General features: G+C 72.1%; 23 protein-coding genes. 9 read left to right on the plus strand and 14 right to left on the minus strand.

Features of this window, described 5'->3' with window-relative positions; genetic code table 11:
* Positions 1–4: 4 nt before the first annotated feature.
* The 4 genes from NI26_RS02700 to purS are packed head-to-tail and all read right to left on the minus strand — an operon-like array spanning position 5 to position 4,332.
* On the minus strand, positions 5–925 hold the full coding sequence (locus tag NI26_RS02700) for a 2-hydroxyacid dehydrogenase (RefSeq protein ID WP_066652122.1): 921 nt from the start codon (positions 923–925) through the stop codon (positions 5–7).
* A gap of 25 nt (positions 926–950) precedes the next feature.
* Positions 951–3,332 carry a phosphoribosylformylglycinamidine synthase subunit PurL gene (gene purL / locus NI26_RS02705; RefSeq protein ID WP_235426458.1) on the minus strand — a complete coding sequence of 794 codons (2,382 nt, stop codon included), beginning with the start codon at positions 3,330–3,332 and terminating at the stop codon, positions 951–953.
* Positions 3,333–3,379: 47 nt separating this feature from the next.
* A complete protein-coding gene (purQ, locus tag NI26_RS02710; protein ID WP_066657734.1) occupies positions 3,380–4,075 on the minus strand; it encodes a phosphoribosylformylglycinamidine synthase subunit PurQ in 696 nt (231 codons plus the stop codon).
* Positions 4,076–4,080: 5 nt separating this feature from the next.
* The gene (gene purS / locus NI26_RS02715) at positions 4,081–4,332 is read right to left on the minus strand and encodes a phosphoribosylformylglycinamidine synthase subunit PurS (protein ID WP_066652126.1); all 252 of its coding nucleotides are present in this window, start codon (positions 4,330–4,332) and stop codon (positions 4,081–4,083) included.
* 146 nt (positions 4,333–4,478) lie between these two features.
* Here purS and NI26_RS02720 point away from each other — a divergent pair, with 146 nt between their 5' ends.
* Both NI26_RS02720 and NI26_RS02725 read left to right on the plus strand, forming a co-directional pair.
* The gene (locus tag NI26_RS02720) at positions 4,479–5,087 is read left to right on the plus strand and encodes a PadR family transcriptional regulator (RefSeq protein WP_066652130.1); all 609 of its coding nucleotides are present in this window, start codon (positions 4,479–4,481) and stop codon (positions 5,085–5,087) included.
* Positions 5,084–6,628 carry a DHA2 family efflux MFS transporter permease subunit gene (locus NI26_RS02725; RefSeq protein WP_144411226.1) on the plus strand — a complete coding sequence of 515 codons (1,545 nt, stop codon included), beginning with the start codon at positions 5,084–5,086 and terminating at the stop codon, positions 6,626–6,628. The genes NI26_RS02720 and NI26_RS02725 overlap by 4 nt, the downstream gene beginning before the upstream one ends.
* A 258-nt stretch (positions 6,629–6,886) precedes the next feature.
* Here the strand turns inward: NI26_RS02725 and NI26_RS02730 are convergent, their stop codons facing one another.
* Together NI26_RS02730 and NI26_RS02735 are read right to left on the minus strand one after the other, a co-directional pair.
* On the minus strand, positions 6,887–7,708 hold the full coding sequence (locus NI26_RS02730; protein ID WP_235426461.1) for a cytochrome c oxidase assembly protein: 822 nt from the start codon (positions 7,706–7,708) through the stop codon (positions 6,887–6,889).
* Positions 7,709–7,864: 156 nt separating this feature from the next.
* Positions 7,865–9,205 (minus strand): acyltransferase family protein, encoded by a 1,341-nt coding sequence (locus tag NI26_RS02735; protein ID WP_066652132.1) that lies wholly within the window; start codon positions 9,203–9,205, stop codon positions 7,865–7,867.
* Between the two features lie 263 nt (positions 9,206–9,468).
* On the opposite strand from NI26_RS02735, the gene NI26_RS02740 reads away from it, so the two are divergent.
* Positions 9,469–9,912 carry a Fur family transcriptional regulator gene (locus NI26_RS02740; protein ID WP_066652134.1) on the plus strand — a complete coding sequence of 148 codons (444 nt, stop codon included), beginning with the start codon at positions 9,469–9,471 and terminating at the stop codon, positions 9,910–9,912.
* Positions 9,913–10,028: 116 nt separating this feature from the next.
* On the plus strand, positions 10,029–11,552 hold the full coding sequence (locus tag NI26_RS02745; protein ID WP_066652137.1) for a catalase: 1,524 nt from the start codon (positions 10,029–10,031) through the stop codon (positions 11,550–11,552).
* 134 nt (positions 11,553–11,686) lie between these two features.
* On the opposite strand, the gene NI26_RS02750 is transcribed toward NI26_RS02745, so the two are convergent.
* The 3 genes from NI26_RS02750 to NI26_RS02760 all read right to left on the minus strand — a co-directional run bounded on the left by NI26_RS02750 (position 11,687) and on the right by NI26_RS02760 (position 14,105).
* A complete protein-coding gene (locus NI26_RS02750; RefSeq protein ID WP_066652139.1) occupies positions 11,687–12,253 on the minus strand; it encodes a GNAT family N-acetyltransferase in 567 nt (188 codons plus the stop codon).
* A 134-nt stretch (positions 12,254–12,387) separates the two neighbouring features.
* Positions 12,388–13,260, minus strand: a complete 873-nt coding sequence (locus NI26_RS02755) for a VOC family protein (protein ID WP_066652144.1) — start codon at positions 13,258–13,260, stop codon at positions 12,388–12,390.
* A 53-nt stretch (positions 13,261–13,313) separates the two neighbouring features.
* Entirely contained in the window at positions 13,314–14,105 is a 792-nt protein-coding gene (locus NI26_RS02760) for an SDR family oxidoreductase (protein WP_066652145.1), read from the minus strand.
* 109 nt (positions 14,106–14,214) lie between these two features.
* Here NI26_RS02760 and NI26_RS02765 point away from each other — a divergent pair, with 109 nt between their 5' ends.
* The gene (locus tag NI26_RS02765; RefSeq protein ID WP_066652146.1) at positions 14,215–14,739 is read left to right on the plus strand and encodes a hypothetical protein; all 525 of its coding nucleotides are present in this window, start codon (positions 14,215–14,217) and stop codon (positions 14,737–14,739) included.
* The gene (gene lepB / locus NI26_RS02770) at positions 14,736–15,365 is read left to right on the plus strand and encodes a signal peptidase I (protein WP_066652147.1); all 630 of its coding nucleotides are present in this window, start codon (positions 14,736–14,738) and stop codon (positions 15,363–15,365) included. Before NI26_RS02765 ends, lepB begins: the two co-directional genes overlap by 4 nt.
* 93 nt (positions 15,366–15,458) lie before the next feature.
* Here lepB and NI26_RS02775 read toward each other — a convergent pair whose 3' ends face one another.
* Complete coding sequence (locus NI26_RS02775) at positions 15,459–15,779, minus strand: hypothetical protein (RefSeq protein WP_144411227.1); 321 nt, start codon at positions 15,777–15,779, stop codon at positions 15,459–15,461.
* A gap of 117 nt (positions 15,780–15,896) precedes the next feature.
* Between NI26_RS02775 and NI26_RS02780 the strand changes: the two genes are divergently transcribed.
* The gene (locus NI26_RS02780) at positions 15,897–17,093 is read left to right on the plus strand and encodes a PP2C family protein-serine/threonine phosphatase (protein ID WP_144411228.1); all 1,197 of its coding nucleotides are present in this window, start codon (positions 15,897–15,899) and stop codon (positions 17,091–17,093) included.
* Positions 17,094–17,344: 251 nt separating this feature from the next.
* On the opposite strand, the gene NI26_RS02785 is transcribed toward NI26_RS02780, so the two are convergent.
* Complete coding sequence (locus NI26_RS02785; RefSeq protein ID WP_066657742.1) at positions 17,345–18,205, minus strand: phosphoribosylaminoimidazolesuccinocarboxamide synthase; 861 nt, start codon at positions 18,203–18,205, stop codon at positions 17,345–17,347.
* A 5-nt stretch (positions 18,206–18,210) separates the two neighbouring features.
* Positions 18,211–19,479 carry a phosphoribosylamine--glycine ligase gene (gene purD / locus NI26_RS02790; RefSeq protein ID WP_066652151.1) on the minus strand — a complete coding sequence of 423 codons (1,269 nt, stop codon included), beginning with the start codon at positions 19,477–19,479 and terminating at the stop codon, positions 18,211–18,213.
* 57 nt (positions 19,480–19,536) lie between these two features.
* On the opposite strand from purD, the gene NI26_RS02795 reads away from it, so the two are divergent.
* Positions 19,537–19,899, plus strand: a complete 363-nt coding sequence (locus tag NI26_RS02795; protein WP_066657743.1) for a sterol carrier family protein — start codon at positions 19,537–19,539, stop codon at positions 19,897–19,899.
* 346 nt (positions 19,900–20,245) lie between these two features.
* Here the strand turns inward: NI26_RS02795 and NI26_RS02800 are convergent, their stop codons facing one another.
* Positions 20,246–22,837: a helix-turn-helix transcriptional regulator gene (locus NI26_RS02800; protein WP_066652152.1), complete on the minus strand. Its 2,592-nt coding sequence runs from the start codon at positions 22,835–22,837 to the stop codon at positions 20,246–20,248.
* 202 nt (positions 22,838–23,039) lie between these two features.
* Here NI26_RS02800 and NI26_RS02805 point away from each other — a divergent pair, with 202 nt between their 5' ends.
* Positions 23,040–23,474, plus strand: a complete 435-nt coding sequence (locus tag NI26_RS02805; protein ID WP_066652153.1) for a hypothetical protein — start codon at positions 23,040–23,042, stop codon at positions 23,472–23,474.
* A gap of 87 nt (positions 23,475–23,561) precedes the next feature.
* On the opposite strand, the gene purF is transcribed toward NI26_RS02805, so the two are convergent.
* Positions 23,562–25,019 carry an amidophosphoribosyltransferase gene (gene purF, locus NI26_RS02810; RefSeq protein ID WP_066652154.1) on the minus strand — a complete coding sequence of 486 codons (1,458 nt, stop codon included), beginning with the start codon at positions 25,017–25,019 and terminating at the stop codon, positions 23,562–23,564.
* Between the last annotated feature and the right edge of the window lie 29 nt (positions 25,020–25,048).

Genomic DNA, 25,048 nt, shown 5'->3' on the forward strand with positions numbered 1-25,048 from the left:
GGCGTCAGCCGTGGACGACGTTGGCGAAGGGCCGGCCCGCTGCCAGCGCGGACACCTGGCGTCGCACGAGCTCGAGGGTCCGCGGCACGCTGAGGTCCGTGTTCCCACCGACGTGGGGCGTCAGCACCGTGTTCGGCGTCGTCCAGAGCGGGTGCCCGGCCGGGAGCGGCTCCGGGTCGGTCACGTCGAGCGCTGCCGACAGCCGCCCGCGTTGGAGCTCCGCGACCAGGGCATCGGTGTCGACGACCCGCCCGCGGGCGACGTTCACCACGAGGGCTCCGTCGGGCAGCGCAGCGAGCAGGTCTCGGTCGACGAGGTGTTCGGTCTCGTCGGTGAGCGGGGTGATGAGCACGAGGACGTCCGTCCGGGCCGCGAGCTCCGGGAGCTCCCCGAACGCGTGCACGTACCGCCCGTCCTGCTCCCGCGCAGTGCGGGCCACGACGGTGACGTCGCACCGCATCGCCTCGAACCGCGTGGCGATCGCAGCGCCGATCGCCCCGTGACCGACCACCGTGACCCGACGATCCGCGAGCGATCGAGTGGTGCGGACGTCCCACACCCCTGCGGCGCGGTCGGCCTGGAACGTGTGGATCTCGCGGAGCGAGGTCAGCGCCAGACCGACCGCGAGCTCGGCCGTCTCGTCGTCGTGGATACCGCGGCCGTTCGCGACCTGCGCGTGTGCCGGGGCGTGCGGCAGGGCGTGCTCGTACCCGGCACTCGGCAGCTGCAGGAGTCGCAGGTTCGGCAGGTCGTGCACGAACTGCCACCGGTGACGACCCGCGAAGTAGAACGGCAGCAGCGTGAGCGCGACGTCCTCGGGGCGGTCGTACGGGCCTTCGACGTCCCACACGTCGAGCTCGACGCCGACCGGCACGGGGCCGAACCGGTCGACGAGCTCGACGAAGGGCAGGGTGACGATCGGCATGCGGTCGCGGTGCTCCTGGTCGCCGTCAGCTGTCGGTGCGCGGCGAGAACGAACCGTGGTCGTCGAGCGGCCCGCGCCCGACGTAGCCCTCGGTGACGTCCTCGACGATCACGTCGCCGAAGCGCGCCGGCAGCGTCGCGCCGTGCGTGCCCCGCAGCTCGTCGATCGACGCCTCGAACGCGCCCTGCACCTCGAGCGTGCCGGAGGAGGCGTCCGTCACACCGATGCGCAGCACCGGGAAGCCGCGACCCTCGCACAGCCCGCGGAACCGCACGTCGTCCTCGCGGCGCACGGTCACGATGACGCGACCCGTCGACTCCGAGAACAGCGCGGTCGCCGTGTCGACGCCGTCGCGCTCCTCGAGCTCGTCGAGCACCACGCGTGCGCCGATCCCGAAGCGCAGGACCGACTCGGCGAGGGACTGGCCGAGGCCGCCGTCCGCCAGGTCGTGGGCGCTGGTGAGCAGCTGCTCGCCGGATGCCGCGTGCAGCAGCTCCGCCAGGGCCTTCTCGCGGTCGAGGTCCACCGCCGGCGGGCGACCACCGAGGTGCCCGTGGACGGTGCCGGCCCACGCCGAGCCGTCGAGCTCGAGGCTCGTCGTGCCGAGCAGGTACACGTTGTGGCCGTCGTCCTGCCAGCCCGAGGGCACGCGCAGGGCGACGTCGTCGATGATGCCGAGCACACCGACGACGGGCGTCGGGTGGATCGGGGTCGTGCCGGTCTGGTTGTAGAACGACACGTTGCCGCCGGTGACCGGGATGCCGAGCTCCATGCAGCCGTCCGCCAGGCCCTCGACGGCCTCGGAGAACTGCCACATCACCTCGGGGTTCTCCGGCGAGCCGAAGTTCAGGCAGTCGGTGACCGCGGCGGGGACGGCGCCGGTGACGGCGACGTTCCGGTACGCCTCGGCCAGCGCCAGGCGCGCGCCCTGCTTCGGGTCGAGCTGGCAGTAGCGGCCGTTGGCGTCGGTCGCGACGGTGACGCCGAGCCCCGTCTCCTCGTCGACGCGGATCATGCCGCCGTCGTCGGGGAAGGACAGCGCGGTGTTGCCGAGCACGTAGGTGTCGTACTGGTTCGTCACCCAGTTCTTCGACGCGAGGTTCGGCGAGCCGAGCAGCTGCAGGAACTGCGCCTTGAGGGCCGGACCGTCGGTCGGACGCTCGAGCGAGGCGGCGGTGTCGGCCTGCAGCGCATCGATCCACGACGGGTAGGCGACCGGGCGGTCGTACACCGGACCGTCGACGGCGACCGTGCGCGGGTCGACGTTCACGATCTCCTGGCCCTGCCAGTCGATGACGAGACGGCCGGTGCCGGTGACCTCGCCCAGGACGCTCGTCTCGACCTCCCACTTGCCGACGACCGCGAGGAACGCGTCGAGCTTGTCCGGGCGGACGACCGCCATCATGCGCTCCTGGCTCTCGGACATGAGGATCTCCTCGGCCGTGAGCGTGGGGTCGCGCAGCAGGACGTCGTCGAGCGAGATGTGCATGCCACCGTCGCCGTTCGAGGCGAGCTCGCTCGTCGCGCAGGAGATGCCAGCGGCACCGAGGTCCTGGATGCCCTCGACCAGTTCCTCGCGGAACAGCTCGAGGCAGCACTCGATGAGGACCTTCTCGGCGAAGGGGTCGCCGACCTGCACCGCCGGGCGCTTGGTCGGGCCGCCCTCGGTGAAGGTGTCGGACGCCAGGATCGACGCGCCGCCGATGCCGTCGCCACCCGTGCGGGCACCGAAGAGCACGACCTTGTTGCCGGCACCGGAGGCGTTCGCCAGGTGCAGGTCCTCGTGCCGCAGGACACCGACCGCGAGCGCGTTGACGAGCGGGTTGCCCTGGTACACCGGGTCGAAGTAGGTCTCGCCGCCGATGTTCGGCAGGCCGAGGCAGTTGCCGTAGAACGAGATGCCGCCGACGACGCCGTGCACGACGCGCGCCGTGTCCTCGTGGTCGATCGCACCGAAGCGCAGCTGGTCCATCACGGCGACCGGGCGCGCGCCCATCGAGATGATGTCGCGGACGATGCCGCCGACGCCGGTCGCGGCGCCCTGGTAGGGCTCGACGTACGACGGGTGGTTGTGCGACTCGACCTTGAAGGTCACCGCCCAACCGTTGCCCACGTCGACGACACCGGCGTTCTCGCCCATGCCGACCATCAGGTTCTTCGTCATCTCCGGCGTGACCTTCTTGCCGAACTGACGGAGGTAGTTCTTCGACGACTTGTACGAGCAGTGCTCGGACCACATCACCGAGTACATGGCGAGCTCGCCCGAGGTGGGGCGGCGGCCGAGGATCTCGCGGATCTTCGCGTACTCGTCGGCCTTGAGCCCGAGTGCCTCGTACGGCTGCTCCTTGTCGGGGGTGGCGGCGGCGTCCTGGACGGTGTCGGGCTTCGGGCGAACGTGGGTCGTCACGGTGTTGTCGTTCCCTGTCACTGGAGTCGTGTTCGTCGGAGTCGTCGTCACTTGACGAGCGTCGACTCGATCACGGAGGTGAAGAAGGTGAGGCCGTCCGTGCCGGAGGCCATCGCCGCGGGGGTGTCCGGGCCGAACCCGGGCTCCGTCGCGTGCTCGGGGTGCGGCATGAGCCCGACGACGTTGCCGCGCTCGTTCGAGACGCCCGCGATGTCGTCGATCGACCCGTTCGGGTTCACCCCGACGTAGCGGAACACGACCTGGCCGTTGTCCTCGATGCGCTTGATCTCGTCGGCGTCGGCGACGAACCGGCCGTCGGCGTTCTTCAGCGGGATCGTGATCTCCTGCCCGGCGCTGAACCCGGAGGTCCAGGCGGTGCCGGCGGTCTCGACGCGGAGCTTCTGGTCGCGGCGGATGAACTGCTGGTGCGCGTTGCGGGTGTGGGCGCCCGGCACGAGGCGGGCCTCGGCGAGCATCTGGAACCCGTTGCAGATGCCGAGCACGGGCATGCCCTTGCCTGCGGCGTCGATGACCTCGGCCATGATCGGGGCCTTCGCCGCGATGGCGCCGGCACGCAGGTAGTCGCCGTACGAGAACCCACCGGGGAGCACGATCGCGTCGACCCCCTGCAGGTCGTGGTCGCCGTGCCAGAGCGCGACGGGGTCGGCTCCTGCGAGGCGGACCGCGCGCTGGGCGTCGCGGTCGTCGAGCGAGCCCGGGAACGTGATGACGCCGATGCGCATCCGCGTCACGCGTCCTGCACGGTGACGGAGACGACGTCCTCGATCACGGCGTTCGAGAAGACGTCGGCCGCGATGTCGCGGACCTCGGCCAGCTTCGCGTCGTCGACCGGGCCGTCGACGGCGATCTCGAAGCGCTTGCCGATGCGGACGTCGGTCAGGTCGGCCTTGCCGAGACGGGCGAGGGCGTTGCCCACCGCCTTGCCCTGGGGGTCGAGGATCTCTGCCTTGGGCATGACCTCGACGACGATGGTTGGCACGTGTTCACTCCAGCGCTTGGGTGGGTTGGGTGGGACGGCATCAGTCTACGGGCCGCGCGCGCCGCGCCGGGCCGCTTGTGGAGAAGTCGTCCAAGGCGTATGTTCCAAGTCGAATAATCGCTCGCGAACATGGTCTGGAGGCATGGATGGCGTCGCTCACGCCCCTCGCGTTCGCCGCGCTCGGCCTGCTCGCCGAGGCGCCCATGCACCCGTACGAGATGTTCCAGACGATGCTCCACCGGCACGAGGACCAGAACGTCAAGGTCCGGCCGAGCACGCTGTACCACCAGATCGGACGCCTCGTGGACCTCGGGTACGCCGAGGCACTCGGGACCGCGCGCGAGGGCAACCGGCCCGAGCGCACCACCTACGCCATCACCGACCACGGCCGCGCGGAGCTCGACGCCGGACTCCGGCGCATGATCGCGGAGCCCGCCGACGAGTACCCCGAGTTCCAGCTCGCGGTGTCCCACGTCGACAACCTGACCGCCACCGACGCGGTGACCGCGATGCGCGCACGCGCTGCCGCACTCCGCGCGGAACGTGCCGGGTACGACGAAGCCGCCACGGGCCTCCAGGCCAAGCAGCTCGCCGAGCGCTACTGGCTCGACGTGTCGTACGTGCGTGGCATGCTCACCGCGCAGATCGAGTGGCTCACCGCCACCGCCGACCGGATCGCGAGCGGCGACATCCCCTGGGACGGCCCCGCCGTCCCCGACCCAGCACCACAGAAGGACCAGGACACCACTCGATGACCTCCACCACGTCCGCCGACCTGCAGCACGGGAAGAAGCCGTGGCCCGCGCTCTGGGCACTCGTCGTCGGCTTCTTCATGATCCTCGTCGACTCGACCATCGTGTCGGTCGCGACGCCCACGATCGCGCAGGCGCTCGACGCCGACATCAACGCGGTCATCTGGGTGACGAGCGCCTACCTGCTCGCGTACGCGGTGCCGCTGCTCATCACCGGGCGCCTCGGCGACCGGTTCGGCCCGAAGGTGCTGTACCAGGCGGGTCTCGTGGTGTTCACCCTCGCGAGCCTGTGGTGCGGCCTCGCCGGGTCGATCGAGGTGCTCATCCTCGCCCGCGTCGTGCAGGGCCTCGGCGCCGCGATGATGACCCCGCAGACGATGGCGGTCATCACGCGCATCTTCCCGCCGCAGAACCGCGGTGCGGCCATGGGCCTGTGGGGCGCCGTCGCCGGCGTCGCCTCGCTCGTCGGCCCGATCGTCGGCGGGCTGCTCGTCGACGGCCTCGGCTGGGAGTGGATCTTCTTCGTGAACGTCCCCGTCGGCGTCGTCGCCTTCGTGCTCGCGCAGCGCTTCGTCCCCCGCTTCGAGCGGCACGGACACCGCTTCGACTACCTGGGCATCGTGCTCAGCGCCGCCGGCATGTTCCTGCTCGTCTTCGGCATCCAGGAGGGCGAGACCTACGACTGGGGCACCATCACGGGCCCGATCTCGGTCTGGTCGCTGATCATCACCGGCATCGTCGTGCTCGCCGCCTTCGTGGTGTGGCAGGGCGTGCAGAAGGGTGAGCCGCTGCTGCCGCTCGGCCTGTTCAAGGACCGCAACTTCACGCTCGCCAACATCGCCATCACGGCCGTCGGCGTCGCGATCTCGTCGTTCGCGCTGCCGATCATGCTCTGGGCACAGGACGTCCTGCGCTTCTCGCCGACCCAGGCCGCCCTGCTGCTCGTGCCGCAGGCCGTCCTGTCCGCCGCGCTCGCACCGCTCGTCGGCAAGAACCTCAACAAGTGGAACCCGCGGTGGGTCGGCTCGTTCGGCCTCGCGTGCTTCTCCGGCGGGCTGTTCTGGTTCGGCGCCCTGCTGTGGTCGGGCGCCGGCTGGGGCTGGACGCTGCTGCCGAGCGCGCTCCTCGGGCTCGCGAACGCCTGCATGTGGGGTCCGCTCTCGGTCTCGGCGACGCGCAACCTGCCGCCGGCGCTCGCCGGTGCGGGGTCGGGCGTCTACAACACCACGCGGCAGATCGGTGCGGTGCTCGGTTCGGCCGGCATCGCGGCGCTGATCGAGGCGCGCATCACGGCGAACTTCCCGTCCGGGTCGGGCACGGGCTCGGGCGGTGCGGAGCAGCAGGTCGGCGCGCTGCCGGAGTTCCTGCAGCAGCCGTTCGCCACGGCGATGGGGCAGTCGCTCGTGCTGCCGGCCGTGGTGCTCGTGGCGGCCATCGTCGCGGCGCTGTTCCTGGCGAAGCCGAAGCAGACGACGGCGTGGAAGCAGACCGGCGCGGTCGAGACGCAGCCCGGCGCGGCGGAGCCCGAGGCCGCGGCGCGCTGACGCTGCGGCTGGGGTCGTCGCGCACGGACCCCGGTCCCGCTCGTGCGGGGCAGTCGTCCGGGGTGCCGGTCGTGCGGGGCAGTCGTCCGGGTCGTGCCGGTGTAGAACGACAAGACCGCTGTCGTACGACAGCGGTCTTGTCGTTCTTGCCGTCCAGAGCGGAAGAGCGTGGATCGGCGGGGACTGGTGCGACAGGATCGTCGTCGTACGACAGCGCATCTGTCGTACGACGGCGCCGCACGACCCCCCGGACCCCGCTCATCCCCGCCGCTGCAGGTGCGCCCGGGTCAGCTCGGCCATCTCCTCGTCGGACAGGGCGTCCACGGAGCGGGCCTCGCGGCGGTCCGTCCGCTGCCACCGCACGAACAGCATCACGAGCACCGGGACGTCGGCGACCTCGGCGATGAACCAGAGCAGGTCACCCGCCAGGTGCTGGTCGCGCAGGGGGGACGGGAACCACGGCTGCCCCACGGCGTGCACGAGCGACCCGTCGAGCACGTGGTCCGACACCCGCAGCACGATGCCGGGGACCGCGTCGAGCAGTAGCTCCACGAAGGCGAGCAGGAACTCGACCGTCACGAACGTCGAACTCCGGAGGACCCCCGGCTCGGACAGCGGCCCGAGCACCGTGAAGCCGAGCACCGGCACGGACACGGTGACGAGCGCGGCCCACACGCTCGACTCGCGCACGACCGCCGACAGCGGGGTGAGCAGCACCGCGAAGAGCACCAGCCCGACCACGGGGGCGACGATCGCGTTGCCGAGCACCCGGATCGGCCGGGAGTGCACCACGCGGTCGGCGACGGCGGACCAGTGCGCGGGTCCGCCCAGGCGCAGCAGGGACACGGGAGCGGCCAGGGCGGCGAAGGTCGGAACCGCGAAGAACAACAGGGCGAGCCGGAGCGTGAACGCCCACCGGAGCTCCTGGTCGTACCGCCCGACGATGCCGAACTGCAGCACGGCGAAGAGCAGCAGTGCGACCAGGAACGACGCGGTGCGCCAGGCGGACCACCGGGCCCCACGGCGTCGAGCGCCGACGAGCCACCAGCCGTAGGTCACCGCGGCGACCGCCAGCAGCACCGCGGCCAGGGGATCGACGTGCCAGGTGCTCCAGAACTCGGCGGGTTCGGGCGTGGGGTGCCTCCTGGTGTCGGGCCGGACGAGCCGGCTCCGTCATCCTCCGCCCGTCCGACCCCGCCGCAGCCGGGCCGATGCGCAGCGGCGGTGAGGATCGGCTCAGGTGCCCACTGGTCCCACGGCTGCCGAGGCTGTCCGCGCGGGCCGGGTCCGGCCGAGCAACCACACCCCGACCGGCACGGCGACCGCGCCGAGGACCGCGACGCCGAAGGACAGGTGCCACTGCATCACGACGAACGCCGGACCGATCGTGCACAGCGCTGCGGCGGTCACCACGGGCCACCCCGCCCGGTCGGTCCCCGGCTGCAGTCGGGGGAGCGGGCGGTCCCACCGGCGCAGCGCCCTGGCCACACCGATCGCCGCGGCCAGCACGACGACGAGTGCGATCGGCCGCGTCGCCCACCACGGCACGGAACCCGGGTCGGGGAACGGGACGGCGAGCGACAGCGCGACGCCGTTGAGGGCGATGTACAGCGGCAGATGCCAGAGGTAGATCGCCATGCCGTCACGACCGAGCACGAACACGGTCGCCTGCGCCGGCCGGGTCTGCATCAGTCGGGTGAGCGGTCGGTGCACGAGCTGCACGAGGCAGACCTGCGACACCGCGAGCACCGCCAGCGGCAGCATCGGCGGGTTGAGGTCCTGCAGCATGTCCGGCGCCCAGAGTCCGACGCTCGTCAGCGGGACGAGGAGGGCGTACCCGGCCAGCGCGACGGCCGCGAGCAGCAGCCTCGAGCGGCGGGCGAACCAGCCGTCCGCCCAGAGGAACCCGAGCTGCTGCGCGAAGAGCCACACCGGGCCGAGGTTGAGGAGTCCGACCTCGGCGGTGCCGGTCGCGAAGCGGAGCGTGTCGACGGCCGTCGCGAGGACCAGCAGGACACTGAGCGTGCGGAACGGCGCTCGCGCGTGCAGGCGTGCCATCACCGGCACGCAGTACTGCGTGATGCCGTACGCGGCGAGGAACCAGAGCGGCGAGCCGATGCCGAACGCGACCTCGGCGAGCAGCTCCGAGGAGGTGCCCAGGGCCGTCGCGATGCCCAGGCCGAGTGCCAGCACCACGAACAGCGGCACCGCCGGGCGGTAGAGCCGCACGAGTCGCGTCGCCACGAAGTCCCGCGCGCCGCCGCCCCGAGCGAGCGTGCTGCGCCACCCGACTGCGCTCGCGAACCCGCCGACCGCGAAGAACAGCGGCATCACCTGGCCCGCCCACGTCGCGGGGACGTACCAGGCCGCCTCCTGCAGCGGGCTCGTGACACCGATGCCGTCGGCCGACACCGCCACCCCGACCATCGTGACGTGCACGACGACGACGAGGACGACGCACGCCGTCCTGATGAGGTCGACGACCAGGTCCCGCTGCGCGATGATCCCCCGGACGTCCTGAGCGCTGCTGGCCGGCACGGAGTCGATCCGCGACGAAGGCCCCTGCTTCGTGGACATGCCGTGACGCTAGCGCCCGACCGGCTGGATCAGCATCGTCCCAGCGGATCGCGACCGGATCGTGACACATCGCATGCCAGCAGCGGCATACATCGTCCTGAGAGTCGCGCGCGGAGTCGCCGTGGGGGAGGGGGGCACACCGCCGCTGCGGACGGGCACGGCCGGATGGCGCGCCGACACGCGCAGCACGCCGCCCCCTGGGCCCCGAGCCCACGACCGTGTACGGTGGAGCTTGTCTTGACCGGTGCAAGAGAAAGAAGTTGATGGACGCCGACGCCGACCTGCTCCGGGCTGCCGGCCTGCGGGTGACGACGCCCCGGCTGGCCGTCCTGCGTGCCTCGGGATCGATGCCGCACGCGACCGCGGACGACATCCTCACCGCGGTCTCGGTCGAGCTGCCGACGACGAGCCACCAGGCCGTCTACGGGGTGCTGGGCGCCCTGACCGGCGCAGGACTCGTCCGGCGCATCGAGCCCGCGGGCAGTCCGGCGCGGTACGAGCGGCGCACCGGGGACAACCACCACCACATCGTCTGCACGATGTGCGGCGCGGTCGAGGACGTCGACTGCGCCGTCGGCCACGCCCCCTGCCTCACGCCGTCGGAAACGCACGGCTTCGCCGTCACGACGGCCGAGGTCACGTACTGGGGCATCTGCGAACGCTGCGCAGCGGCGGAACGCGACGACGCCCAGGTCGTCACGGCCTGACTCCGGCGGGACGTCCGGAGTCGGACGAGACCGCCCGGCGCGACACCGACGTGACGCGCCCCACGAGCAACCCGAACCATCCTGACCGAACCAACCGTTCCACCTGAGGAGGAACCGTGTCCGACCAGAACACGACCGGCCCCGCCGGCACCCCCACCACGACGACCAACTCCGGCGCCCCCGTCTCGAGCGACCAGCACTCCATGGGTGTCGGCGCCGACGGCCCCCTCGCCCTCCACGACCACTACCTGGTCGAGAAGCTCGCCCAGTTCAACCGCGAGCGCGTCCCGGAGCGCGTCGTCCACGCGAAGGGCGGCGGTGCGTTCGGTACCTTCACCGTCACGCACGACGTCTCGCAGTACACGCGTGCCGCGTTCCTGCAGCCGGGCAAGCAGACCGAGATGCTCGCCCGCTTCTCGAGCGTCGCCGGTGAGCAGGGCTCCCCGGACACCTGGCGCGACCCCCGCGGCTTCGCGCTGAAGTTCTACACCGAAGAGGGCAACTACGACCTCGTCGGCAACAACACCCCGGTGTTCTTCATCCGCGACGGCATCAAGTTCCCCGACTTCATCCGCTCGCAGAAGCGCCTGCCGGGCAGCCACCTCCGCAACCACGACATGCAGTGGGACTTCTGGACCCTCTCCCCGGAGTCGGCCCACCAGGTCACGTGGCTCATGGGTGACCGCGGCCTGCCGTCGTCGTGGCGCCACATGGACGGCTTCAGCTCGCACACCTACCAGTGGATCAACGCCGAGGGCGAGCGCTTCTGGGTGAAGTACCACTTCGAGACGCAGCAGGGCCACAAGACCCTGACGCAGGAGGACGCCGACCGCATCGCCGGTGAGGACGCCGACTTCCACATCCGCGACCTCTACGAGGCGATCGAGCGCCAGGACTTCCCGAAGTGGGTCCTCAAGGTGCAGGTCATGCCGTACGCGGACGCCGAGGGCTACCGCTTCAACCCGTTCGACCTGACGAAGGTGTGGCCGCACGCGGACTACCCGCTCATCGAGGTCGGCACGATGGAGCTGAACCGCAACCCGGAGAACTACTTCGCGCAGATCGAGCAGGCCGCGTTCGCGCCGTCGAACTTCGTCCCCGGCATCGCGGCGAGCCCCGACAAGATGCTCCTCGCGCGCATCTTCAGCTACGCGGACGCCCAGCGCTACCGCGTCGGCACGAACCACGCGCAGCTGCCGGTGAACGCCCCGAAGAACGAGGTCCACTCGTACTCGAAGGACGGCGCCATGCGCTTCGACTTCCAGAAGGCCGAGGTACCGGTCTACGCGCCGAACACCCAGGGTGGAGCGCACGCCGACCCGACCGCGACGGACGACGTCCCGGGCTGGGAGTCCGACGGCGCGCTGCAGCGCTCCGCGGCGACCCTGCACGCGGAGGACGACGACTTCGGCCAGGCCGGCACGCTCTACCGTGAGGTCCTCGACGACGCCGCGCGTGAGCGCCTGGTCGGCAACATCGCCGGCCACGTCTCGAAGGTGACGCGCGACGACCTGCGCGAGCGCGTGTTCGCCTACTGGACCAGCGTCGACGGCGACCTGGGGGCGCGCGTGCGCGCCGCGGTCGCGCCGAGCGCGCCCGGTTCGAACGAGGACCCGGAGAAGGTCGCGGTCGAGGCGTAGTCGCCACCACCTGCCGGACGGGAGGCCCGGTACCAGCTGGTACCGGGCCTCCCGTCCGTCGTCGTGGCTGTGTCAGACCTGCTGGCCGTTCAGCATGGTCTCGCCCGGCTGGTGGCGGGGCCCGGTCCTCGTTCCTAGACCTGCTGTCCGTTGAGCATGATCTCGCCCGTCGGCCAGTCCTCCAGCTGCGCCTCGACCGGCAGGAGCATCCAGCCGCCCTGCTCGGTCTCGTTCACACCGACCCCGTCGGCCGTGAAGGCCGAGAACGTGCCGACGGCGCCGTCGACCTCGTGCCAGCCCATGTGCGCGTAGAAGGGGATGCGGTCCTCGCCGGCGCCGAGGAAGCCGTAGGGCACGCGGAGTCCCTCGAGGACGGCGCGGGTGCGGACGAGGAGCTCGCGGCCGACCCCGCTGCCCTGCAGCCTCGGCGAGACGGCGACGATGCCGGTGTCGCCGACCAGGACGTCCTGCCCACCGACCGTGACGAACATCCGACGGATCCCGACGTGCGCGAGCACCGTGCCGTCCTCGCCCCAGCCGACGACGCGGCGCTCGGGCTGCATGCCGGCGTAGTCGCGGCCGCCCACGTACCAGTGCGACCAGCTCGGGAACGCCTGCCCGAGCATCGCTGCGATCGCCTCGTGGTCGGGGAGCGACAGTGCGCTCTCCTCGACCACCTCCCACCGGATGTCTTCGCTCACGGGTCCATCCTGCCGGGTCCGCCTGCGCGTCGGTGCGGCCCGAGGCTCGGCCAGGCGGACATGTTCGCGTGTGCTCGACCACGAACGTGTCCGCGGAGCCGAGCCTCGGCGCAGACCGCCCGCGCGCGAGCCGCTCAGCCGCGACCGGGCGCGGTCACCTCGATGCGGTTCGCCCACGGGTCCTCGAACGCCACGGTCCGACCGTCGTCCGCGGTCTGCACCCCGGTGTCGTGCATGCGGGACACGAGTGCGCCGAGGTCGTCCGCGCCCGGCACCTCGATCCGCACGAGCCCGAGCCCGAGTGCCTGCTGCCGGCGCCCGGCCCCGCGGGAGTTCCACGTGTTCATCGCCATGTGGTGGTGGTACCCGCCCGCGCTGACGAACAGCGCCTGGTCGCCCATCGCCGCGGTCGTCGCGAAGCCGAGCCGGTCGACGTAGAACGCCTTCGCGGTGGCGACGTCGCCCACGGACAGGTGCACGTGGCCGACCCGGCCGGGGCGCGTGCTGGCCGCTTCGAGCGCCGAGGAGGTCAGGTGTTCCTGCACGAAGGCGTTCGGGTCGACGTAGATCGTGGCCATGTCGACCATCCCGTGCGTCCACGACCACTCGGTGCGGTCGCGGTCCCAGTACAGCTCGACGCCGTTGCCCTCGGGGTCATGGAAGTAGAACGCGTTGCTGACCAGGTGGTCGGCGCTGCCCGTGAAGGTCTGCGGGTACTTCGTCGCGACGGAGTACAGCGCTGCCGCCAGGTCGGCCTGCGTGTCGAACAGGATCGCGGTGTGGAAGAGCCCGGCCTCGTGCGGGGCGGCGTGCCGCATCGCGGGGGCGTGCTCGAGGACGACGATCGGCGTCGACCCACGACCGAGCACGGCGGTCCCGCCCGCGTTCGTCAGCTCCGTCAGGCCGACGCCGTCGCGGTAGTAGGCGACCATCGTGTCGAGGTCGGCCACGTGGAGCGTGACGGCGCCCATCCCGGTGTCGGCTGCGAGCAGGTCCTGCGTGTGCATGCCCCCAGTGTGCGCCGGAATGGTTGACGCGTCAACCAAACCGCGACCACGGGCTACTTCGCGCTGAACCCGCCGTCCGTCTTGAGCAGCTGGCCGTTCACCCACCCGCCGTCCGGCCCGAGCAGGAACCCGACGAGCGCCGCGGTGTCGGTCGGCATCGACGGGCGCCCGAGCGGGGTCTGCGCGACGGCGGCTCGGCGGATCTCGTCGGTCATCCACCCGGTGTCGTTCGGGCCCGGGTTCACCAGGTTCGCACTCACCCGGACGTCGCCGAGCTCGAGGGCAGCCCCGACGATCAACCGGTCGAGTGCGCCCTTGCTCGTGCCGTACGGCAGGTTGAACCCGACGTGGTCGCTCGTCAGCGCGACGATGCGACGGCGGTCCTCCGGTACGGCCGCACCCTCGCGGAGCCGCCGCGCGTACGCCTGCACGACGAGGAACGGCGCGCGCACGTTCACCGCCAGGTGCCGGTCGAACGACTCCACCGTCGTGGTCGCGAAGTCCGAGTCGACCGACTCGCAGTGCGACATCACCACGGCGGTCACCGGCACGCCGGCCTCTGCCTCGGCGCGGCCGACGAGCGCGGCCGCCTGCTCGGGGTCGGCCAGGTCGACCGGGAGGCGCGTCACCCGTGCCCCCGCACGCTCGGCCTCCGCGACCACCGCGTCCACCCCGTCGGGGTCGGCCGCGCCGTGCACGCGCGCGTCGTACGGCCCCCACCACGAGAGGGCGAGGTCCCAACCGTCGGCGGCGAGCCGCGTCGCGATCGCGGCACCGATCCCGGCGCGGCGGCCGACGCCCGTCACCAGGGCGAGCGGTCTGCTGGTGAGCGGTCCGTGGGTCATGGGTCGTGCCTCCCGTCCGGGCGACGCGTCGGTGCGTCGCCCGACCAGGATGGCATCGCACACGGGATCCCGTCGGCCCGGCGCGGCGCGGCAGGGCCAGGATGGGAGCATGCCGCCCTCCCGCCGACCCGACCTGGCGACCTTCCCGGTCGACCGTCTGCGCGACCGCATGTCGTCGTACATCTACGGCAACATCACCGTGCTCGCGGTCGCGATCGCGGTGGGGCCGGAGCAGATCGAGCACGGGGCAGCGGTGCTCACGGTGCTCGCGACGGCGGTGCTGACGTACCTGGCGCACGTGCTGTCCCACCTCGTGGCGCACACCATCGGCGACACCGGTGACGACGCCGAGCACCGGGAGACGATCGGGGCGATCCTGCGCGACGCGAACCCGATCGCGACCTCCGGCCTCATCCCCGCGGTGCTCTACGCCGTCGCGTGGGCGGACTGGCTGCCGGCGCAGTGGGCGCAGACCGCGGCGATCGTCATCCTCGTCGTCCGCATCGCGATGGTCGGGGTGTTCCTGCAGCGGTTCAGCGGACGGCGTCCGACGTTCCTCGGGCTCTGGGGTGGCATCGTGCTCGCCGCGGTGGCCTTCGTGATCGGCCTGGTGAAGGTGGTGGTGACGCATTGAGCGAGCAGACCGACGAGTCGCGTGCCGGACGACCGGTGCGGTCCGGGTGGCGCTTCGTCCGCGACCTGGCGGTCATCGTGGTCGTCGCGCTGCTGGCGTCCTTCCTGGTGAAGGCCTACCTGGTGCGGGCGTTCTCGATCCCGTCGGGCTCGATGGAGCGCACGCTGCTGATCGGGGACAACGTGCTGGTGAACGAGCTCGTGCCGGGCGTCGCGCCGCTCCGCCGGGGCGACGTCGTGGTCTTCCGCGACCCGGGCGACTGGCTGACCAGCGAGCAGGGCGACGACCTCATCAAGCGGGTGATCGGGCTGCCGGGCGACCGGGTGTCGTGCTGCGATGCCCAGGGACGGCTGTCCGTGAACGGCCACGCGGTCGACGAGCCGTACGTGGTCCGGCCGTCCGACGTGGACCGTGTCTCGGCGGAGGACTTCGACGTCACCGTGCCCGCGGGGCGGATCTGGGTGATGGGCGACAACCGGTACGAGTCGGCCGACTCGCGCATCCACGGGACGGTGCCGACGGCCGACGTCGTGGGCCGGGCGTTCGTCGTGACCTGGCCGGTCACGCGGTGGAGCGTGCTCGGCCGGTACGGCGAGGAGTGGGACGCGGTGCCCGACCCGCGGTGAGGGGCCCCGCGCAGCGCGGTGGACGGCCCTGCAGCCGGGCCGTCCGGTCGCGGTGGCCGGTCAGCAGCCGGGTCGTCCGGACGCGGTGGCCGGTCAGCAGCCGGTCGTGCTGAGCGTGACCCGCGTGACGTCGTCGCCCGACACCGTCGTCCGGACGGAGCACAGGTCGCCGGCCCGCACCGTGACGTCGCCGAGCGGGACCCCGGCGAAGTCCGCGGTGCCTCCGGGGAACACCCGCTGGTGCTCGGACAGCTTGCCGGTCGCCGCGAAGACCTTCACCTCGTAGGGGCGATCCGCAGCGTTCGACGACACGGTCACCGAGATCTGCCCGGTCGAGTCGTGGGCGCCGCACCCCGTCAGCGAGAGCGCGGCGGCAGCGCCGAGGGCGAGCACGAGCGGAGCACGACGGATCACCGTGCCGAGGGTACGCGCGTCCGACACGGGCGCGTGTCCGGCGGATCCGGTCGCGCGTTCCCGGGTCCACCGTTCTGGGGAGGGGCGCTCCCACGGCGGACCAGTAGCGTGGAGGGCATGCACCAGGGGACCTCACCGACCTCCGCCGGATCATCGCCCGACGCCGTCCGCCGCGCGGCCCTCGTCGCCGCGCTCGACGTCGTCGACGGCGGGCCCGAGGAACGCTTCGAGCGCATCACGCGGATCGCCCGCGAGGCGTTCGGTGTCTCGGGCTCCTTCCTCAACCTCGCCGGCACCGAGGTCCTCACCATCAAGTCGCAGCAGAGCGACGCCGTGTTCGGGCCGACCATCCCGCTCCGGGACACGTTCTGCGGCCGCACGCTCGACCAGGCCGGTCCGATCGTCGTACCGGATGCCCGCGCCGACGACCGGTACGCCGACATGCCGATGGTCGTCGAGGACCCCAACGTGCGCTTCTACGCCGGTGTGCCGCTCCGCGTCGGCGACGACCACGTCAAGGTCGGCACGCTCTGCCTGGTCGACCCGCAGCCCCGGACGCTGGAGCCCGACGACCTGGCGCTGCTCGAGGAGCTCGGCGTGTGGGCGGAGCGCGAGCTCGCGGCCGGCGCGGACGAGGACCGCCTCCGGAACGTCCTCGCCGGGCTGCAGCCCACGCCGGTCACGGTGCCGGGGTACCGGATCGGCGGCATGTCGGTCCCGCACGGGGTGGTCTCCGGCGACCTGCACGAGTGGCACCTCGCCGGTGACGCCCTGCACCTGACGGTCGCGGACGTGATGGGCAAGGGCATGTCCGCCGGGCTGCTGGCGGCGACGATCCGCGGAGCGCTCCTCGCGCGGCCGGACGAGGAGCCCGGGCGGGCGATCGCCGCCCTGGACGAGCAGGTCGCGCCGGACCTCGGCCGTGCCGAGTCGTTCGCCACCATGTTCCACGGCCGGCTCGATCCGACCAGCGGACGGATGGACTTCGTCGACGCCGGGCACGGCCTCGTCCTGCAGATGCGTGCGGACGGCCGTGAACGGACGCTCCTGTCGAACGACCTGCCGATCGGCCTGCACCCGGCCGGGCTCACCCGGTCGTCGGGGTCGCTCGTGCTCGAGCAGGGTGACGTCCTCGTGCTCGTCAGCGACGGTGCGCTCGAACTCTGGGACTCGACGCTGCAGTCGCTGTCCCGGCTCGGGGCCCTGTGGCGCGAGGAGCCCGAGATCGACGCGTTCCTGGGTCGGGTCCGCGCCCGTGCGCTCGAGCACGACCCCGGTGACGACCTGACGGTCGTCGTGCTCGTCCGCGACTGAGCCACGGCGACCGGCGACCGGCGACCGGCGGTCGTCGGTCGTCACGTGGTCGGACGGGAGGCGCGCGGCGGCCCCGCCACGCGCCTCCCGGCCGGCACCCGGTCACGTCGCGCTCCGCTGCGGACGACACACCCTGCTGTGGCGGGGTGCGACGTCCGTGCGAGGGCGCGACGTCCGTGCCGGGGCGCGATCCGTGATCGGCGGACGCGTGGCGGGACGCACCCGGCCGGGCCGCGACGCCGGCCCGGCGGTCAGGCGCCGAGGCGCTCGATGAGCTCCGCGTAGCGGGCGGCCGTGCGGTCCACGATCTCCGCCGGCAGCACCGGCGGGGTGCCCTGGCGGTCCCAGTTCGCGCTGAGCCAGTCGCGCACGATCTGCTTGTCGAACGAGTCCGTGCGGCTGCCGGAGCGGGCGTCCCAGTAGCGGCTGGAGTCGCTGGTCAGGACCTCGTCCGCGATCCGGATCGTGCCGTCGGTGTCGCGGCCGAACTCGAACTTCGTGTCGGCGATCACGACGTCGTGCTCGAGGGCGATCGCCGCCGCCTCGCCGTAGACGCGCAGCGACAGGTCGCGGAGGGCCTCGGCGTCCTCGCGCCCGACGAGCTCGACGGTCTGCTCGAAGGAGATGTTCTCGTCGTGCTCGCCCTGCGGCGCCTTGTAGGCCGGGGTGTAGATCGGCTCGGGCAGGCGGTCGCCCTCGGACAGCCCCGCGGGCAGGGGGACACCGCACACGCTCTGCGTCTCGCGGTACTCCGCCCAACCGCTGCCGACCAGGTACCCCCGGACGACGCACTCGACCGGGAACATGGCGAGCGGCAGCACGTGCATGGACCTGGCGGCCACGGACTCCGGCACCGGGGTCCCGCCGGCACCGGGGTCGACCAGGTGGTTCGGGACGTCCGCGATGCGGTCGAACCAGAAGCGCGACAGCCGTGTCAGGAGCTCGCCCTTGCCGGGGATCGGGGGTTCGAGTGCGAAGTCGTAGGCGCTGACCCGGTCCGAGGCGACGAGCAGCAGCTCCGACGCGCTCGCGACGTCGTCGACGCCCGCGGGCACGTAGAGCTCGCGGACCTTGCCCGACGAGACGTGCCGCCAGCCGGGCAGCTCGGACACGGCCGTCACCGTGCGACCTTCGCGGCGATGTCGGTGCGGTACTGCGCCCCCTGGAGCGCGATGTCGCCGAGTCCGGCGTAGGCGCGCTCCCGGGCCTGTGCGAAGTCGGTGCCCGTCGCGACGACGCTCAGCACCCGGCCGCCGGTGGCGACGAGGTCGTCGTCGAGCACGGCGGTCGCGGCGTGCGCCACGGACACGCCCTCGCGCGCCTCGGCAGCGTCGATGCCGGTGATGACCCGACCGGTGTGCGGGTTCTCCGGGTAGCCCTCGCTCGCGAGCACCACCGTGACCGCGACGTCGGTGCTGAACGCCGGTTGCGGAGCCGACGCGAGCTGTCCGGTCGCGGCCGCCGTCAGCAGGGCGCTGAGCGGCGTGGTCAGGCGGGGGAGCACGACCTGGGTCTCCGGGTCGCCGAAGCGGGCGTTGAACTCGATGACGCGGACGCCCTGTTCGGTCACGATGAGCCCGCAGTAGAGCAGGCCGATGAACGGCGTCCCCTCGTGCTCGAGTCGACGGACGGTGGGGAGCGCCACGAGCTCGGTGACCTCGGCGACGAACGCCTGCTCGGACTCCCACCGCTCGGCGAGCCACGGGAGCGGGGAGTAGGCGCCCATGCCGCCGGTGTTCGGACCGGTGTCCCCGTCGCCCAGGCGCTTGTGGTCCTGTGCGGGGCTGAGTGCCCGGACGTCGTGCCCGTCGCTCAGGAAGAACAGCGAGACCTCTTCGCCGTCGAGGAACTCCTCGACCACCACGCGGCCGTGCTGCAGCCAGTACGTGGCGTGGTCGACGGCCGCCTGCCGGTCCTCGGTCACCAGGACGCCCTTGCCCGCGGCGAGCCCGTCGGCCTTGACCACGTACGGTGCCCCGAGCTCGTCGATCGCGGCCACGGCCTCGTCCACCGTGCCGGCGTACACGGGGCGTCCGGTCGGGACCCCGGCCTCGGCCATGATGCGCTTCGCGAACGCCTTCGACCCCTCGAGCTGGGCGGCCGCACGGCTCGGGCCGAACACCGGGATGCCCCGGGTCCGGAGCGGGTCGGCGACCCCGGCGATCAACGGCGCCTCGGGCCCGACGACCACGAGCTCCACGCCGTTCTCGATCGCGTACTCGGCGATCAGCTCGCCGTTCGTGGGGTCGAGCGACACGGTCTCGACGTCGGTGGCGATGCCGGCGTTGCCGGGGGCCACCGTGATGACGTGTCCGGCCCGCTCTGCGAGGAGGGCCGTGATGATCGCGTGCTCGCGGGCACCGGAACCGAGGACGAGGATTCGCACGCGGCAAGCCTACCGAGCGCGACACGCCGTCCGCGATGCGACGGCTAGCCTGTGGACATGCCGCCGAAGAGGATCGAGGACGCCGCCGGACGCTCCGCGCTCGCCGCCGTGCGCGCGGGCTCGACCGTCCGCTCGGACGTCGCGACCGCGGTGCGGTGGACCCTGCAGCGCCTGGCCGACGACGTCCCCGGCAACAGCGTCGAGGTCCGCGTCCCGCCGTTCGCCGCGGTGCAGGCGGTCCCCGGTCCACGGCACACGCGGGGGACCCCGCCGAACGTGGTGGAGACCGACGCCACGACCTGGCTGGCCCTGGCGCTGGGCGAGCTGCGGTGGGACGAGGCCCTGGCGGCGTCGCGGGTCAGCGCGTCCGGCTCCCGTGCCGACCTGACGGCGTTCCTGCCGGTCCGCACCGCGGTCTGACGCCGGTCGCGCCGCTGCGGTCGCGCGGCCGGGTGACCCGGCAGCCGGGGCGCTCGGCCGGGTCGTACAGCCTGGCTCACCGACTTAGGTAGGTCCTACCGATGTGACCGACAGGACCACCCGCGTAACGTCGAAGTCGCCGGGATTCGGACCCGACCCGAACGGGTCCGAACCCGGCGACAGGGTTCAAGGTACGCGACATGCTGCCTTCGTTGTCAACCGGTACGGCGAGTCGTGCTGCAAACCGCAACGATCGCGGTCCCATCGGGGACCTTTCCTGACCCTGCGTCAGCTTCCGAGGCGGTTCAGGACGCCGCAGGACGACCATCAGGACGCCGACGCGTGGTCAGCGGGCGCCGAGCATCTCCACCAGCTCCGACCGCGCGTGCACGTCCCACTTCGCGAAGATCCGCGACATGTGCGCGTCGATCGTCCGCACGCTCAGGCTCAGCGTCTCCGCGATCCGCCGGTTGCTCAGGCCCTGCGCCGCGAGTTCCGCGACCTCGTACTCCCGGTTCGTCAGCGGTGGGCGGACCCGACCGGCCGACACGGCCATCCCGTGCGCGGCGAGGACCCCCTGCGCCGCCACGACCCGCGTCCGGTCGCCGGCGAGCTCGGCGTCCGCGTACTCGACGACCGCGCGGGCGAGGGGACCGTCGACGCGCGCTGCAGCTTCGCGCATGCGGGCGAGCGACGCGGTGGTGTCCCGCCCGGACGTCATGTCGTGCGTGTAGTGCTGCGTCACCGCGTACATCACGTGCAGCCACGACCCGTCACGGGTGCTGCGCTCGATGATCTCGTCCGCGTGTCGGAGTCCGGCCGGGTTGCCGAGCACCGTCTCGGTCCAGGCGATCGACACCGCCACCTGCTCGCCGGTGATCCGCATCGCGCGGCCCGGTGTGGTGCGGGCGCGCTCGAGTGCCGCGGCCGCGCGCTCGGTGTCGCCGGCGTACGCGTACGCCATGGCCAGTCGTGCCCAGGGGTAGGCAGCGAACCCGCCGTGGTCGGCCACGTCGTAGCGCTCGCACGCCGCCGAGAACGCGGCGATCGCGTCGTCCCACCGTCGCTGGCCGATCGCGTGGTTGCCCAGGCCGATGAGCTCGAGCGTGAAGTCGTACTTCAGGAACGGGCTCCCGCGTCGGACCGGGATCTCGGTGACCAGGTCGGCCATGTCCCCGCGCCAGACCTGCACCTGGTGCAGCACCGAGACGTTCTCGCCGACGCCCCACGGGGCAGCCTCGACGTGCTCGACGGCGGTGGCGATCGCCCGACGCGCGAACGCGGCGGCCTCCTCGAGCCGGCCCTCGGTCGCGAGTGCCATGGTGACGCACGGCGCGAGGCACAGGAGCGACACGGGCACGGTCGGCTGCTGGAGGATGCGCGACCGCTCGATCTCCGCCCGGACCTCGGCGAACCGACCGCCCCAACCCAGGTGGGCCAGTCGGAGCAGCCGGACGTGCTCGGCCGTCTCCGGACCGACGAGGGGTGCGAGGGCCTCGGAGAGCGCCACGGCGGCGTCGACGTCGTCGTCGTGGAACTGCCGGATGTTCGCCAGGGTCTCGCACGCCTCGACCACGACGGCGTCGTCGATCTCGCCGGCTCGCTTCCGGGCGAGGTCCCACGCGGCCTCCGCGTCGGCGCGACCGGCCTCACGACCCGTGCTGTACGAGTGCGCGATGGACCGCAGGCAGAGGGCGGTGACCCGCTCGGTGGCCGTGAGCGCGGTGCGCAGTGCGGCCGAGGCCAGGGCGACGGCGCTCTCGTGCTCCTGCAGCCGGACCGCGACCTGGGTGGCGTCGATGAGCTGGCCGACCGACGGCAGCACACCGCACTCGAGCGACCAGAGCGCGGCGCGGAGCCGGGCGGCCGGCGGCGCTCCCTCCGGCCGGGCGGTCCGGAAGGCGTTGGCGCGCGCGAACAGTGCCGTGCGCCGCGCGACCGGCACGAGGCCACGGACGACCTCGCCCACGAGCGGGTGGGACGACCGGACGATGCTCGTGCCGTCCTCGGCGGAGTCGACGGCGACCAGGCCGAGCGCGACGACCCGGTCGACATCGCCGCCGGACACCATCCCGAGCAGTCGGACGAGCGGGATCGGGTCGGCGAGCGCGACGATGTCGACGACGTCACGGAGGTCCTCGGGCAGCGCGCCGAGCTCGGTGCGGTACATGTCCGCCAGGCTGTTCGACGCGGTGACCCGGCCGCGCCAGTACCAGCCCGTCGCGGTCTGGTCGAGCGCCCCGGACGTCAGTGCCGCGCGGACGACCTCGCGCAGGTACAGCGGGTTGCCGGCGGTCGCCCGGTGCACGCGCTCGGTCGAGGCGGTCTCGAGCTGCGCGCCGAGTGCCTGTGCGACGACCTCGCCGGTCTCGTGCAGGTCGAGCGGGGCGAGGTCGATGCGCTCGAGCAGGTCGTCCTGCCACAGTGCGCGGAGCGGCTCCGACAGTGCGGTGAAGTCGCGGCACGTCAGCACGAGCCGCGCACCCTGGTCGCGGACGAGCCAGGCGACGTACCGAGCCGAGATGGCGTCGAGGTGGTCGGCGTCGTCGACGCGCAGCACGACGTCGCGGTCGGCCAGGTCGTCGGTCTCGCGCAGTCGGCGTGCGGCCGAGGCGTCGTCGACCAGGTCCGCCAGGGCCGCCGGCAGCTCACCGAAGCGGTCCGCCACGGCACCGAACGGCATCGAGCGACCGGCTTCGACCGCGGTGATCGGCACGACGACCGTGCGACCGGTGGGGTCACGGCGAGCGACTCGGTCGGTCACGCGGGCGGCGGTGGAGGTCTTGCCGAGCCCCGGTGCGCCGACGATCGCGACGCTCCAGCGGTGCTCGGCGACGACGGAGACCGCGCGGTCCTCCTCGCGACGCTGCACGATCGGCCACGGGATGCGTCCGGGCGTGCGGGGGCGGCGACGCCCACGGACGGACTGTTCGTGCACCCCGTCACCTCCCGTTCCTGGTCGTCCGCCTGCTCCCCCCGGCTCACGGATCCCGTTCCCGGGCTCCGACATCGTCCTCGACCGGGTGGTCGGTGTCCGACTGACTGCGTTCCGTGGATACCGACCGGTAGGGACATCATGCCCTGGATCGGTCGACGCGCAACAGGCCGACGGACGTCCCACAGTGGGGGACAATGGTCGGGTGAGCGACACCGACCGACCCGAAGACCGCCCGGCAGCGCCGGCCGCGACGCCGGCTCCGAGCGCCGTCAGCTCGGCGGACGAGGTCACCATCCGCCGCGCACCGAAGTTCGGCGTGTTCATCGTCGGCGGCGCGGTGCTCGGCTTCCTCGCGACCCTGCTGGTCGTGACGCTCACCATGGACATCGACCGCGGCGACCAGCAGGACGCCGACTTCGGCACGCTGGTCGGCTACTTCTCGCTGTGGGGTGTCACGATCGGCGCCTTCGTCGGAGCCGTCGTGGCGATCGTCCTCGACCGCGTGTTCGCCCGCCGCGCCGCCCGCCTGACGGCGGAGCGCGTCGAGGTCGAGCCGGCCGAGGAGACCGTCGACGGCGAGGTCGAGGTCGAGGAGCACGGTGACGCGGGCGGACCCGCGGGACGCACCGACCGCTGACGGTCTGCACCGCACGACGGACGGGAGGCTCCCCACCAGCTGGTGGGGAGCCTCCCGTCCGTTCCGTGGTCGCCGTGGCGACGCGACTCAGCTGAGCTGGTTCGCCTCCACCCACGACAGGTACTCCGGGCTCACCGTGCCGGTGACGTACTCACCGGTGAAGCAGCTCATCTCGAGGTCGGTGACGTCCGAGCCCTCGATGATCGCGTCACGCATGTCCGCGACCTCTTGGTAGATGAGGTGGTCGCTGCCGAGCACGCGGTTGATCTCCGGGATCTTCCGGTCGTGCGCGATCAGCTCGGCGCGGGTCGGCATGTTGATGCCGTACACGTGCGGGTACCGGACCGGGGGAGCCGCGCTCGTGAACGTGACCTCGTTCGCACCGGCTGCCCGTGCCATCTCGACGATCTCGCGGCTCGTGGTGCCGCGGACGATCGAGTCGTCGACGATCAGGATGTTCTTGCCCTTGAACTCGGACGACATCGCGTTGAGCTTCTGGCGCACCGAACGCTTGCGCTCCGCCTGCCCGGGCATGATGAACGTGCGGCCGACGTAGCGGTTCTTGAAGAAGCCCTCGCGGTAGTCGATGCCGAGCTTCTGCGCGACCTGCATGGCCGCGGGTCGGGACGAGTCCGGGATCGGCATGACCACGTCGATGTCCCCGGTCGGGGCGTACTGCGCGATCGTGTCGGCCAGGCGGTTGCCGAGACGGAGGCGGGCGTCGTAGACCGAGATGCCGTTCATGACGGAGTCGGGACGCGCGAGGTAGACGTACTCGAACGAGCACGGCACCAGGCGCGGGTCCTTCGCGCACTGGCGGGCGTGCATCTGGCCGTTCATCTCGATGAACACGGCCTCGCCCGGAGCGATGTCGCGGACGACCTCGTAGCCGCCGGACTCGAGCACGAGGGACTCGCTCGCGACGACCCACTCCGGCTGCCCGGCCTCGTCGAACTTGTGGCCGAGGATCAGCGGTCGGATGCCGTACGGGTCGCGGAACGCCAGCAGGCCGTGCCCGGCGATCGTGGCGATCGTGGCGTAGGAACCCTCGACGCGCTCGTGCACGCGCTCGACCGCGTCGAACACCTGACCGGCGTCGAGCTCGCTGCCGCGGACCTGGCCCTGGAGCTCGTGCGCCAGGACGTTGACCAACAGCTCGGTGTCGCTCGTCGTGTTGAGGTGACGGCGGTCGATGTCGAACAGCTCGCGGGTGAGCTCGCGGGTGTTCGTCAGGTTGCCGTTGTGCACGAGCACGATGCCGTAGGGCGCGTTCACGTAGAACGGCTGGGCCTCTTCCTCGTTGCTCGCGACGCCCTTCGTGGCGTACCGGACGTGTCCGAGCCCCATCGTGCCGAGCAGGGCACGCATGTCGCGGGTGCGGAATGCTTCACGGACGTGCCCACGCGTCTTGTGCATGTGGTGGACGCGACCCTCGACCGTGGCGATGCCGGTCGAGTCCTGGCCCCGGTGCTGCAGGAGCAGCAGGGCGTCGTAGATGGATTGGTTGACGGGCCCCTGCGCAACGAGGCCGACGATGCCGCACATTCGCGGAGTGCTCCAGACCGTAGGATCGG

Source organism: Curtobacterium sp. MR_MD2014 (assembly GCF_000772085.1).
Taxonomy (GTDB): domain Bacteria; phylum Actinomycetota; class Actinomycetes; order Actinomycetales; family Microbacteriaceae; genus Curtobacterium.